The organism is Blautia liquoris (assembly GCF_015159595.1).
Lineage (GTDB): Bacteria > Bacillota > Clostridia > Lachnospirales > Lachnospiraceae > Novisyntrophococcus > Novisyntrophococcus liquoris.
Genome location: NZ_CP063304.1, coordinates 2,694,022 through 2,708,127, shown reverse-complemented (window position 1 = coordinate 2,708,127; position 14,106 = coordinate 2,694,022). Strand labels below are relative to the sequence as shown.

The window sequence follows — 14,106 nt, the reverse complement described above, 5'->3', positions numbered from 1 at the left end:
TATCAATCATAGAAGTATCGAAATAAAAAAAGCAGGAGGGTTATGAACATGGCAAACCAATATACGCGCACAGAAGTACTGAACAGACTGAAAAAAACAATTGAAGAAGGACATCCGGTAGTTATCGCAGGTGCTGGAACAGGTATATCAGGAAAGTTTGCGGAAAAAGGTGGCGCAGATTTAATCGGAGTCTATAATTCCGGACTTTACCGTATGGATGGCAATGGTTCTTTGGCCGGACTTATGCCTTATGGAAATGCCAATGACATTGTAATTCAATTGGCTCATCGGGTTATGCCGTTAATTAAAGAGGCACCTATGATCGGTGGAATCTCTGGATCTGATCCCACCAGAGAAATGAGACCGTTTCTTCGACATTTAATTGATTTGGGTTTCTCAGGTGTAATGAATTTTCCTACGGTTGGTTTGATTGATGGTCGTTTTCGCCAGGAACTTGAGGACACAGGCATGGGATATGGTAAGGAGATCGAAACCCTGAAGTTAGCCAAGGAACTGGGCTTGTTTACAATGGGTTATGCCTTTAATGAAGAAGAAGCAGCTATGGTGGGAAAGGCCGGCTTAGATGTGTTGATCTGTCACATGGGTTTGACAGTGGGAGGATCCATTGGCTCGAAATATTCTGAAGACTATGCACTCAAGGAAGCAGCCGATCTTGTCAATCGCATGACAGATGCTGCCCGTAAAATATCCCCCGATATTTTAATTTTCTCCCACGGTGGTCCGATTGCCATGCCAAAGGACACGGAATACATGTATCAACACACAGAATCCGTTGGATTTTTAGGTGCATCAAGTATTGAACGTATTCCTATAGAACAGCCATTGATGGATGCTGTAAAGGATTTTAAAAGTTGTTTAATCAAACAATAATTCCTTTTGAATTGTTCATAGCGATGCTGTCAGGAATCAATGAAACTTGAGAGCATCGATATTGAATAAAGCCCCATTGTAACAGGTGAAGAGTACCTTGTGATGGGGCTTTCACTAACCTTGTGAAAGGAGTAGTATGCATAAACCTGTTATTATTGTGTGTGGAATTTTGGATACAAAAGGAAAGGAAATCAACTATCTTCGAGAAAGAATCAATGAAGTCGGCGGTGAAGCCCGAGTTATGGAGATTAGTTTAGGAAAAGAGGTTGGCTGGGCGGATATTCCGCTTAGTACTGTTTTAAATGAAACCGGGAAGAAGAAAGAGGAAATTGTGACAAGTAGCCGGGATGCTGCAAGTTCTATGATTTGTGAAGCTGGACAGGCATATGTTAAGAAGTTATATGAAACAGGAGAGATAGATGGAATAATTTCTTATGGTGGGTCTATGGGTGCCACAATTTCCACATCCATCATGAGGTCCTTACCCATAGGAGTGCCAAAAATGATGCTGACCACTATGGCATCCGGAGATGTGCGGCCTTATGTGGGGTCCAAGGATATTACTATGATGTATCCAATCGCGGAAGCAGGATTGAATGTTGTGACGAGGCAGATTCTTTCCCAGGCGGCAGCAGGAATTGTTGGCATGGCCATGGCTCCACAGGTGAATCAGGCAGAGATCAAACCTCTTTTGGGCTGTATGATGTTTGGCGTGACGACGCCTTGCGTCCTTAAGGCAAGTGCTTTTTTTGAAGAGCAAGGTGATTATGATGTGATTATCAACCATTCTACCGGAGCTGGCGGCAGGTCTATGGAGGAAATGATTGAAGATGGATTTATTAAAGGGCTTTTAGATATTACGACACATGAACTTGTAGATGAGCGATTCGGGGGTGTGCTTTCCGCGGGAGCGGATCGGCTGACGGCCGCTGCAAAAAAGGGAATTCCTCAGGTGTTGGCTCCCGGAGGTCTGGAAATTATAAATTTTGGACCCAGAGAAACGATCCCGAAAGAACATATGGATCGGGTAGGTCTGCCTGGAAAGGGGCTATATATTCACAATGCTACAGTCACCTGTATTGGGACGTCACCAGATGAAATCCGGGAAATAGCCTCTGAAATAGCCCAAAAGTTGAATACGGCGAAGGCCCCCACAACTTTTTTTATTCCAATGCGTGGATGGAGTGCGGTAGACATAAAAGAGCCAAACAAGGAATTGGGATGGAGTGGACCAGGTCCCGGTGTATGTTGGATTGAGGACAAGAATAAACCTGGCTGGTCCAAAAGGAGCATGGTGTTTTATGAAATGCTTAAAAGGGAGCTTGATATATCGAAAGACAACATCGAAATTCTTGTGGTGGATAAGCACCTGAATGAACCTGAATTTGCACTGCTTATGGCCAATGTTCTGAATGATATGCTGAAAGGGCAGTATACCAAGGGCAAATATGCAGACATAGAATATGTTGTCGAGAGCATTTGATTGAGGTGTGTTATGGCAAAACGTTACACAAAAAATGAAGTAGTACAACGCTTGCGAAAGGAAATTGAGAGGAATAAACCACTGTTGATGTTTGGGTCTGGGAATGGTTTAACTGCGAAGTGCGCTGAGATCGGAGGAGCAGATCTTATCGGCATATATTCAACGGCTCAATTTCGTATGCAAGGGCTTCCGTCTCTTCTAGCATGGCTGCCATATTGCAATGCAAATGAAGAGTTACTGAATCTGGCGCGGCAAATTCTTCCAGTAGTCGAACAGACACCGCTGATTGCAGGAGTTGGGGCCCATGATGTTTCTCTGGACATGGATCGATTTCTGGATAGCCTTAAGGATATGGGCTTTTCCGGTGTCACGAATGAGCCTTTTGCCGCCATGTACGGACCCTATTTCCTTGAAGAATTGGAGAAGAGTGGAATAGGATTTGCAAGGGAGACTGCGTTGATTCAAAAGGCAAGTGAAAAGGATATGGCGACTGTAGCCTGGTGTATGTCGGCTGAGCAAGTAAAAGAGATGGCGAAAGCTGGTGCTGATGTGATTGGTGCTATGATCGGTGTAACATCAGGTGGTTTAACCGGCACAGAAAAAACGGAGGATCTTGACGATTCGGTGGATCAAATCAATGCCATGATTGAGGCAGGGCTAAGTGTCAATCCGGATATTATTGTGTTGACACACGGAGGACCGTTGAATAATGTGAGCACCGCGGCTTACTCAATCCAACATACACATGCACATGGGTATGCTTCCGGTTCATCAGGGGAACGTATTCCCACAGAAAAGGCTGTCGTAGAAATTACAAAGCAATATAAGGACATTCAAATATAATAAAAGCAAGCGAATATCGTGATCTTATGAAAAGGGTCACGATATTGTAATTTACGTTGTTTTTGCTAAATCTAGAAGTTGCTGTGCCAAAAGACTATCGACAATCAAGGTATCAATTAATCTTCCGTTTATGGCTGAAACAATGGCCTGTGCCTTATGTACACCAGATGCCGCTACGATTTTATTGGGGATTTTCTGATACTGGTCATATTCTATCGCCATTGTCCGATTCTTTAAGCTGGTGTTACACTCTTTTCCATCCTTGTTAAAAAAGCGAATCATTAAATCCCCGCAGACCCCTTCCTCTTTTAGCTCGCGGAGTTCATCTTTCCGGAGATAACCGCTATGTCCCAGTGAAGACGTGATTTCTGGTACAAATGAACCTATTCCGCTTAAGGATACGGTAATCTGCTCAAACATTTGATACACCCTTGTAATATTGGGTTCTTTCTGGATAATTTGAACTGCCTCCTCACTGCGCAGCAATCCGTTTACCATCATACCATACCGTTTTCCGTTAAATGCCTTTGCAATTTCTGAAACTAAAGTTTGTACGTCGATCTCATAATCAAAATTATAGATACTTCCATGTAAAGTCACAAACTTTGTGTTCTTTTTTTGACTGGGGTTTAAAAGATTAATAAGGTAATTCATCGTGCCGCCCCAGGCGATACCTAAAATATCATTATCACTGATAATTCGTTGGATATAGCGCGCTCCTTCCAGAGCAACAGATTGTTTGACCTGATCGCTGTCCATATTCGAGCACACTGGTGCAATGATGATTTCCTTTAATTTATATGTAGACAGAAGTTGATCGTGCAATTTGACACTGTTTTCATGAATGGGATTCATTCGGATATCAATAATACCCAGATCTTTTGCTGCCTTGATAAGTCTCGATATTGTAGAAGGGGACAGATCTAACTTTTTGGCTACATCTTTTTGCGATAATCCAAGAATATAGTATAGATATGCGGCCTGAGATATCAGATATACTGATTGTGTATACAAATTCGTATCGTTACCAAGCATGTTCTTTTTGTGAGCTTCTGACATATCAGTCCTCCTCTTTTTGAATAAATAATGTAAAATATGCGTTTCTATATCTAACTTCAGCTACTTCATTTTGCGTATATAATCTTTTGGCGTCATTTTCGTGTATTTTTTGAACAGGTGACTAAAATACTGTGGATTATTACCGCATCCAACCTGTTCAGCTACCTGATAGATTTTCTCGGTATCTTTGTTGATCAAAAGCTGTTTTGCCTTTTCAACCCTAAGTTGATTTAGATAATCGGAAAATTTAATACCTGTTTGTAAGACAAACTGTCGGCTTACATAATCTACATTCATGTATAGATGGTTCTCTACAATCCATTTTAATGTCAACTCCGGAATACTGATATGCTCTCTAGTATAATTTAAAATATCCTGTATGAAAGGCTTGTATTTGTGTGTATCTAATGTAATAGGATAGGAAAAAATCTTATCGATTTTATCAAATATAAAACTGCAAATTTCTTTATTGGAGGTTATACTGCCTATAAATAACATAAACTCGGTAATGTCTGATGTGGTATATATCGTTGAAGTTTGTACTGATTTCAATAATAAAATGTTTACCAACGATCGGAGGAGCTCGATATCTTTTACTGAAACCAAAATTGTTTTCAACTCTTGGAGTTTATAATGATGAGCTGTGCGGTCAACATTCTTTGTAAGACTGTTCCCCAGTTCTAATACCTTTTGAAATAAATTATCGTAATTACAGATTGTGATTGCCTTTTTACCTATATAGAGGTAAATTGTTTCATAGCGTTTAACCTGTCCTTCTACTGTTGTTAAGAGCAATTGCAAATCTGGAAAAGAAGTTCTTTTATATGAGCAAGAAACATTCTGATTTGAAAATTCTATTAAATGCATAGAGTTGTCAAAATCATGATATTCCATTTTTGAGTCAATAAAGAAGAATAAAAGTGTATTTTTCACATAAATGAAGTCGGAAGAAGCGTGAATTCGATTTTGCTTTAATGCCATCTGAATTTTTTCTATACAAGTTGTGACTAGGTATTCTTCTAAAAAGTATATATAACATAATTGGTATGGGGTATGGAAAAAATCCAAATAGGTTTCATACATAGATAGTGTCGAATTAATTTCCTGATATGAAGAAAGCAGATGAAGAAGCAGGTCTGACATAATATTTTCACCCAGAAAAAGACCCGTTGTCAAACCCGCATTTAAACCATTAAGATATAATTCGTGGTAGTGTTCTTTTATTGCATCATTTACTGAATGAATAATTTCATTTTCGTTACAGGGTTTCGTTATATAATGTCTGATTCCATAGCCCATAGCTTCTTTCGCATAAGAAAAGTCACTATAGCCGGAAAGGATAATAAACTGAATATTATCATAGTTCTGTGTGATTTTATGTATCAGTTCAAGTCCCGATAGTTTAGGCATTCGGATGTCTGTTAATACAATATCTGGATATAAATCTAAAATAGCATCGTAAGCTTCCAGACCATTTTTGCAAAGGGCAACGACTTCGATGTTCATGCTTGTCCAGTCGATTATTGTGTTTAATGTTTCTCGTATAATTTTTTCATCATCAGCTATCAATAAGCGTATCATTTTTTATCCTCCATATAATTGTAAGGAATATAGATTTCAGCTATTGCAAAGTCATCTTTATTAAAAAAACTGAGTTTATATGATTCACCAAAGGCAAGCTCCAGTCTTTTGTTTACATTGAGAATTCCTATACCAAAGCCATGTGGGAGGATCTTCCCCAAAAGGAGTTTCCCAAGAAGATTTTCTTCAAAACTTGATGCTGTATTTGCCACAATGATTACGACCATATCTTTATTTCTATGGGCATGAATTTTAATAAAACATTCATCGCTGTCGTCTTCTAAGGTATAGTGAATGGCATTTTCAACTAATGGCTGCAATGTAAATTTAGGCAGATAAATTCCAAGAAGGTCCTCTTCTACATCTATGGAATACGTGAGACTATCATCATAGCGGATTCCTTGAATATTCATATAATATTTAACCAGTTCCAGCTCCTGACGTAAAGAAGAATCTTTATTCTCAAAATTGAGAGTAATTCGCAAAAGCTTGCCGAGGGATTCAGTCATGAGCGAAATTTGAGCATCCTTTAATAATTTTGCTCTCCAACCAATTGACTGCAGAGTGTTATACAAAAAATGCGGATTAATCTGCATTTCCAGAGCCTTTAATTGGGATTCTTTTGCCAAAATCCTGGCTTCGTAGTTTTCTTTAATTAGAGTTTGAATTTTATGTGCCATTGAATCAAATTGTTGATGAAGCTGACCGATTTCGTCTTGGCGATTCTCGTATTTGTAAGGAACATCAATTGTTTCAAAGTTGTTATCTCCAAAGACCCTTATTTTTTTCATCAATGTTTTAAAATGTATTAGTAAAGGTTTCATAAGAATTCTGGTTAATAAAATACAGAGAATAAAGCTAAAAACTAATAGTAAAATGAACAAATGCTGAAAAAAAAGTATATTTTTATAAATGTTGTCATATGGGGATAGGCAGTAGTAATCCCATGATGTTATAGGGAGACGACCTTTGACCATAAAAAATCTCTTTCCTGAGATTTTTTTAATTGTGTAAAATTGATCAGAGTTGGTTTGCAAGGTTTCTGCGGAGATATCTTTTAACTCATCGGGAGCGTATAATATATGTTTGCTGTCACTGATTATATAAGAAGTTGAATCCGGATTTGAACTAATGCTAAGATCCTCCAACATTTTTTTTAGATTAACATTTATGACCATTATTCCAAGATCATCAAGCCGTATGTTATCGATTCTTCGTATACTTCTTACTAGAAACACTCCATAAGTATCCTTATAGTCGGTAATCCAGTATAGACGACCGTCTTTTTCCAGAGCTTTCTGAAACAAATGTTCTTGTATTTCAGGGGGTATTACATACGTGTCAATTGTTGATGAAGGAACAGAAAACTTTTGATTTGTTATCTGAATGTAGTTGACATAATTTGATTTGAATTTTTGATAATAATTATTCAAGCGTATTTGAATTTTGGAATACGCATTGTAAGAGGTTTCCCCACTTTTAGAATCTTTTACCTTTCCTAAGGAAGATTGAATATCAGTATCCTCAAGGATAAAATTTGCCATATCTTGGATTGAGCTCAAATTATTGGAAATATCATTTGATGAGTACAATAGTAATTCACCAGTATTTTGATAGATCATATGATTCGTGGATCGAATTGTCAATAGAAACCCCACCAATATTGTGACAGCAAACAAAGATATTCCTGGTAATACGATTATAATTATTTTTTTGGAAAGAGGAGAATTTGTAAAATTTTGTTTCCATTTACTAATCATTATATATCACCTCTAAATCGATTAATCGAAACATTTATTATATTTAATAGTATACCAAGATAATTTGTTAAAGACAATCTTTAGAAATAAAATACAAGGTTTTGCCTAATATAAACAAGGTTTTGACTATTTATTCTTGTGGTAAGGAAAGTTATACTAAATATATCGTAAAAATTAAAAACGAGTAGATGTGGAGGAGAAGAAGATTATGAGAAAAAAATTCTTGGGTGCAATTGCTGTTGGTTTAGCATTTTCTATGATTGCTTGTGGAGGAAGCAAGGATAGTGCAAAACATTCGATGGAAGAAAAAACTTCGTCGACAGGGGTAAAAGAAGATGAACGTACTAAATTACGTTTTTCATGGTGGGGTGGGGATACTAGACATAAGGCAACCCTGGATATGATTCAGCAGTATGAAGAAGGTAATCCCAATGTAGAAATTGCAGGTGAATATGGTGGTTGGGATGGATATTTGGAGAAGATGACAACTCAGCTTGCGGCTGGAACAGCGCCGGATATTATCCAGATAGACTATGCTTTTTTGGAGAATCTTTGGAAAACAAATGATTTTGTTGATTTTAGAAAAGAGGATTTGATAGATTTAAGTGAATTTCCGGAAGCTATTTTGGAAGGCATAACTTCGCCAAATGGTGCACTTATTGGTATCCCAAGTGGAGTAAACTTTACTTGTCTTTTTGGAAGCAAGACAACAGCTGAAAAATATGGGATAGATCTTAGCCAACATTTTACATGGGATGTATTATTAGAAGAAGGTAAAAAGGTTCATGAACAGGATCAGGAAGCGTATTTAATATATCCCAATACAATCAATAGATTCATTTTCGAGCCGTATTTATTTAATTTAACGGGGAAGAAACTGGTTGGAGATGATTATGTTATAGGATTTTCCGAGAAAGAGGTTGAAAAGACACTGGAGTATATTACTGAGCTTTATGATGAGAATGTAATACAACCCTATGACCAGACAGTTGAAATTCAAACCCCGGTGGAGAATCCTTTGTGGTTGAATAATCAAATTGTTATGTGTCCGGATTTTAGTTCTGGATATGATCAATTTAAGGCCTCGTTACCAGAGGGCGATCTGGTTTGTGTAGAACCGTTAGGTGACAGTGATGCCCAGAACTCAGGCATAGTACTACGTCCAACAAATATGATTGCAGTCAATGCAAATAGTGAGCATTTAGAGGAGGCGTTGAAATTCGCAAATTATTTCTTTAATAATGAAAAAGCTATAAAGACTTTAGAAATGTCAAGATCTATCCCCTCTAATAAGAAGGCACTTGATATTATGTTGACTGAGGGTAAACTAGATCCTGATTTAAAGAAAATTAACGAGTTTGCCGAAGAACATAAAGGTGGATTAGGACAAAATGTTATTAGTACAAACGCAGAAATAGAAACAATAGAAAATGATGTTTTAAATGCTGTCTATTATAAAGAAAAATCGCCAGCAGAAGGGGCGGAAGAATTTGTTAAGCTCATGGAGGAAAAGGTTCTTGAGTTAAAAGAAATTTCTGAACAATAGAGATTCGGAGGAGCTTATGAAAGAGAATGTGAAAACGAGAAAGAAGGTTAAAAAATATTCAAAACATGATATGAGCGGTCTGGCGTATATAACCCCATGGCTATTAGGAGTACTTATATTTCAAATTTTCCCGTTTGTTTATTCGTTGGTTTTGTCCTTTACGAATAAGTCTATGGCTACTGGGATGTCCTTTGTAGGATTGAAAAACTACTTTGATATTTTTACAAAGGACAGAGATTTTTGGATCAACGTAAAAGTGACATTAAAATATGTAATTATAGCAGTTCCGGGACGAGTATTAGTCGCTTTGTTTATAGCAATGTTATTGAATACGGACATAAAAGGAATCAATGCGTTCCGGACACTATATTATCTTCCATCAATCTTTGGAAGCAGTGTTGCGATTTCTATTGTATGGAGATTTATTTTTCAGAATAAGGGAATTGTTAATGAAATATTGCAATCTTTTGGATTGGCCTCGATTAATTGGTTAGGTGATCCTAAAAAAGCACTGGTTACTATATGTATTATTCCGATATGGCAATTTGGGTCTTCCATGGTGTTGTTCTTATCAGCATTAAAAAATGTACCACGCTCATTGTATGAATCGGCATCTATTGATGGCGCAGGTTACTGGAAGAAATTTTTCCATATTACGTTACCGATGATCTCTCCGATTATGTTGTTTAATCTCTTAATGCAGTCTATTAGTTGCTTTCAAGAATTCTCAACGGCATTTGTGTTGACGAAGGGAGGCCCAAACAGATCCACTTATCTTTATGGTATTAAAATTTATAATGAAGCATTTACCAATTTCAAAATGGGATATGCAAGTGCACTTTCATGGATACTTTTTGCAGTAATTATGTTCGTAACAATGGTTATTTTTGTCACCTCGAAGAAATGGGTTTATTATGATGAATAGGGGGGTCTTTTCATGAAACGCATACATCACATGAATTTGTTGCTGAAATATGTTTTCCTGATTCTAGTAGGTATTTTGTTGATATTTCCTCTTGTATATATGGTTTTTGGGTCATTTAAAACGAATCAGGAGATATTTGGTTCGATCAAGATACTTCCAAAATCTTTTGATTTTACAGGTTATAGAGAAGGATGGAAAGGATCCGGTAAGATTTCCTTTGGGGTCTATCTATGGAATTCATTTAAACTGGTCGTTCCTACAGTTATTCTTACCGTAATTTCAAGCATTCTTACTGCGTATGGATTTGTACGGTTTACATTTCCAGGAAAGAAGTTATTCTTTACAATTATGATGTTATTAATGATGTTGCCTGCATCGGTATTACTTGTTCCGCGATATTTGATCTTTGTAAAATTGAACTGGGTTGACAGCTACAATGTATTCTGGATCCCTGCTGCATTAGCTACATCATCATTCTTTGTGTATATGTTTATACAGTTTTTCCGTGGAATCCCGAGTGAACTTGATGAAGCTGCAAGAATCGATGGATGCTCATCCTTTCGAATTTTGCTGCTGATTTTATTACCTTTGAGTAAGCCTGCTGTGATTTCAGCGATCATTTTCCAGTTTATATGGACGTGGAATGATTTTTTTCAGCAATATATATACATAAGTTCAGTATACAACTATACAGTCTCATTGGGATTGAGAATGGCCATAGATACAACTACAACGATCGAATGGAGAAATATCTTATCTATGTCAGTGGTAGCGGTACTTCCTTGTGTTTTGATATTTTTCTTTCTGCAAAAATATTTCGTTGAGGGAATTGCTACTTCAGGTTTAAAGGGTTGAGACATAAAAGCCGTCCATGACGGCTTTTACAGAAAGGTGGGTTTTAAAAATGAAGGATGATAAAATAAATTTAGAGGAATTGTCATATCATAAAATCGCTTGCATTAAAACTTTAGAATTGCGGAATCGCTATAGCCGATTAAACGGAAAAAATTCTGTTCGCGGAGAACATGGATATGGGGATAATTTCCTTATTAAAGAGATACTGACAGATCAAGGTGCCAGAGGATGGGGACTTTATTTGGATAGTTATGATAAAGAAAAAGATGGAATGTTGATAGGGAGAAGAGTATCGGATGTGTTTCAGTTTGAGACAGGTATATTGGGGCAGGAACATTTTGCATACGACTTTGCACTTCATGATTTAGCGGGTTGTATATTAAATGTTCCGGTATACCGCATGCTGGGGGGGAGTGAGCCCCCAATTGTTCACTGCTATGACGGGGTTATATTGATGGATGACATCAGTCCTGATATAGAACCGGGAGGTTTAAGTAGAATATTAGAAGAATGTAAAGCGGATTATGAGTTAGGATACAGAGATTTTAAAATAAAAATTGGACGGGCCCCCAAATGGATGGATTGGAAAAAAGGCTTAAAAGAAGATATTGAAGTTACTACAATGATAAGGGATCATTATCCGGATGCTAAGATCATGGTGGATGCAAACAGTGTTTATACAATGGAGAAAATGAAACAATATATTAATGCAACTGCAGATTGTAAGTTATATTGGATCGAAGAACCGTTTGTTGAAAATTATAAAGAAGATCTAGAACTAAAGGAATATATTAACGACAAAAGTCCAGGTACTATGATTGCTGACGGCGAAGCTAACCCACAGCTAGAAAAGCTTCTTCCAATGGCGGAAAAGGGAGTGATTGATGTATTACAAATGGATATTGCCAGCTTTGGATTTACAAATTGGAGAAAATTATTGCCAAAATTGCAAGAGCATCAAATAAAAATTTCTCCTCATAATTGGGGCTTGAAGATTAAAACGCATTACACTGCCAATTTGGCGGCATCGTATTCTTACATACCGACAATTGAAGGTATTATAGATGAAACAGAAGGCGTCGATTTTAGCGGGTATCATTTGAATCAGGGTCGAATAACAATCCCGGATAAAGCGGGGTTTGGAATGGAGCTTATATGGGGGAAAGAAATATAGGTATGTGTATTGATCGCGTGATTTAAAATCGGCTTGATATAGTCATTGTGGTGAATTCAAAGTGGTATTTTCTAAATAGAGCAACGTCATCTGGACTCCCTGAGGGAGTGGTCGATGGCGTTCTTTTAATGATGGATATACTTCGTGAATTCGCACCATGGTGGATCGACTTTACTTGACATTCAACAATTGTAGCGGTAATATTGTCGAAAAGGAACAAATGAGTAATTATTTTTTTGTTTAAATTGCAAAATAAAAGAGAATCATATAAAAGTAGACGATAAAGGAATTTTAAACAGAAGAAAATGAAAAAAAATACTATTACCATAAAAACAAGAACCAGTCTTACTCTTCAGGCATTATTAATTTTGATAATGCTGATTTTAAGTCAATATTTTATTTTGTATAAGCAAATATCAGCTACTGCATATGAAAAAGAAAAAAGAAGTTTTGAAATCTATGCGAACCAGATTGAAAGAAGTTTAACTTTAATATGCCATAGTGTTAACAATGATCTGGCTAAACTTGTCGAGGGTGATAGATTTAAAGACATTATTGCGGATGATGATATTACGAATGCTGATTACAACTATTTACGTGGTGAAATCATGAAAACGATCGCTTTTAATAGTTATAATTCCTTTGTGGAGATAAATGTATATTCAAAAGATAAGTGTTTGTATCCGAGAAATGGGAAAGATATTTTAAACGTTCTAGGAGATAAAATAGAAAAAGTAGAAAATCTTAACGGAAATACAGCCTGGTTAAATTATGATTCTCAAAGAGATGTACTTGTTTTGGCAAAGAAGGTACTTTTGTCAAATAAAGATTATCGTCCGGGTGGATACATTATTGCGTATGTGAATGTGGATATTATGGATTTTATCAAGAATGATTTTGCCTCTATGAAAGGTGCAAAAGTAGTGCTGTCAAATGAGTATGGTGATATTGCAGTGAAGCAAAGTGAAATGAGCGAAACAGAGTTAGAAGGCGGAATCACATTTCATAAAAAACTGACAAATCTAGGATTTAATATTTCATATAGGATTCCTAAAGAAGTGTTATACGAAGGGGTTAGAGATGTGCAGAAGGTTATGCTTCAGGGAATATTGTTAATATCATTTTTATTTTTGATTACATCTTATTTAATATCATATTACATAGCACATCCATTTAAAGATTTAATTAAGGTTATGAAAGCTTCGAAGGGTCATCTAAAAATTAACGATAAACATTATGTAAACTATGAAGCTGACCAGTTTAATCAATACTATAATGAAGTGGTATTAAAAAATCAAACGTTAATAAATGATATTTATGAAAGAGATATTCAGGTTTTGAAGTCACAGTTGAAAATGTTGCAGACACAAATTAATCCGCATTTTTTATATAATACTTTGGAATCAGTTTATTTATCTTTGGAAGCACGAAAGGAAAAGGAGAGTGCAGAAGTAGTTTTTTCATTATCACAATTATTTAAATATACATTGAAAGCTGACGATATTGTTTTTTTAAAGGATGAGGTAGAATTACTTACAAAATATTTACAGATTGAAAAATATCGTTTTGGGGATAAACTTATATGGAATATTTTTGTTGAAAAAGGAACAGAATCTGTAAAAATTCCAAAATTGTTGATTCAGCCCATTGTTGAAAATGCAGTTAAGCATGGAGTGGAGCCGAGTAACACTAGCACTGAAATCCGAGTGAGCATATCAGCTTATGAAAAAACATTATTGATTAATGTTTATGATAGCGGAAACGGGATGCAGAGCGATGAACTTCAAAAGCTGATAGACCATCAAAAGAGCAAAGAACAAGATAATGGTACAACTAGTCTTGGATTGAAAAATGTTTATGATCGTCTACATAACTATTATGGGAGTGGGGCGAGTATGGAAATCAACTCTGAAAATAAGAAGTATACCGAAGTAACAATTCTTATATCTAATTATGATGATATAAAGACACGTGGGGATGAACAATGAG

General features: G+C 36.4%; 11 protein-coding genes. 8 read left to right on the top strand and 3 right to left on the bottom strand.

The window, feature by feature from the left end; genetic code table 11:
• Positions 1–48: 48 nt before the first annotated feature.
• The 3 genes from INP51_RS12170 (at position 49) to INP51_RS12160 (ending at position 3,217) form a co-directional block, all read left to right on the top strand.
• Positions 49–891, top strand: coding sequence for a phosphoenolpyruvate hydrolase family protein (locus INP51_RS12170; protein WP_193735115.1), 843 nt, complete (start codon positions 49–51; stop codon positions 889–891).
• A gap of 136 nt (positions 892–1,027) precedes the next feature.
• On the top strand, positions 1,028–2,374 hold the full coding sequence (locus INP51_RS12165; protein ID WP_193735114.1) for a Tm-1-like ATP-binding domain-containing protein: 1,347 nt from the start codon (positions 1,028–1,030) through the stop codon (positions 2,372–2,374).
• A 12-nt stretch (positions 2,375–2,386) separates the two neighbouring features.
• Positions 2,387–3,217, top strand: a complete 831-nt coding sequence (locus tag INP51_RS12160; protein ID WP_193735113.1) for a phosphoenolpyruvate hydrolase family protein — start codon at positions 2,387–2,389, stop codon at positions 3,215–3,217.
• Between the two features lie 51 nt (positions 3,218–3,268).
• Here the strand turns inward: INP51_RS12160 and INP51_RS12155 are convergent, their stop codons facing one another.
• From INP51_RS12155 to INP51_RS12145, 3 genes are read right to left on the bottom strand one after another with little or no spacing between them, the layout of a single operon-like run.
• The gene (locus INP51_RS12155; RefSeq protein WP_193735112.1) at positions 3,269–4,276 is read right to left on the bottom strand and encodes a sugar-binding transcriptional regulator; all 1,008 of its coding nucleotides are present in this window, start codon (positions 4,274–4,276) and stop codon (positions 3,269–3,271) included.
• Positions 4,277–4,336: 60 nt separating this feature from the next.
• A complete protein-coding gene (locus INP51_RS12150) occupies positions 4,337–5,857 on the bottom strand; it encodes a response regulator transcription factor (protein WP_193735111.1) in 1,521 nt (506 codons plus the stop codon).
• Positions 5,854–7,617 carry a cache domain-containing sensor histidine kinase gene (locus INP51_RS12145; protein WP_193735110.1) on the bottom strand — a complete coding sequence of 588 codons (1,764 nt, stop codon included), beginning with the start codon at positions 7,615–7,617 and terminating at the stop codon, positions 5,854–5,856. Before INP51_RS12145 ends, INP51_RS12150 begins: the two co-directional genes overlap by 4 nt.
• A 208-nt stretch (positions 7,618–7,825) precedes the next feature.
• Between INP51_RS12145 and INP51_RS12140 the strand changes: the two genes are divergently transcribed.
• The 5 genes from INP51_RS12140 (at position 7,826) to INP51_RS12120 (ending at position 14,105) form a co-directional block, all read left to right on the top strand.
• A complete protein-coding gene (locus INP51_RS12140; protein ID WP_193735109.1) occupies positions 7,826–9,163 on the top strand; it encodes an ABC transporter substrate-binding protein in 1,338 nt (445 codons plus the stop codon).
• Positions 9,164–9,179: 16 nt separating this feature from the next.
• Positions 9,180–10,088 carry a carbohydrate ABC transporter permease gene (locus INP51_RS12135; RefSeq protein ID WP_193735108.1) on the top strand — a complete coding sequence of 303 codons (909 nt, stop codon included), beginning with the start codon at positions 9,180–9,182 and terminating at the stop codon, positions 10,086–10,088.
• 12 nt (positions 10,089–10,100) lie between these two features.
• Complete coding sequence (locus tag INP51_RS12130) at positions 10,101–10,943, top strand: carbohydrate ABC transporter permease (RefSeq protein WP_193735107.1); 843 nt, start codon at positions 10,101–10,103, stop codon at positions 10,941–10,943.
• 49 nt (positions 10,944–10,992) lie between these two features.
• Positions 10,993–12,117, top strand: a complete 1,125-nt coding sequence (locus INP51_RS12125) for an enolase C-terminal domain-like protein (RefSeq protein WP_193735106.1) — start codon at positions 10,993–10,995, stop codon at positions 12,115–12,117.
• A gap of 305 nt (positions 12,118–12,422) precedes the next feature.
• Entirely contained in the window at positions 12,423–14,105 is a 1,683-nt protein-coding gene (locus INP51_RS12120; RefSeq protein ID WP_193735105.1) for a sensor histidine kinase, read from the top strand.
• The last annotated feature ends 1 nt before the right edge of the window (position 14,106 follow it).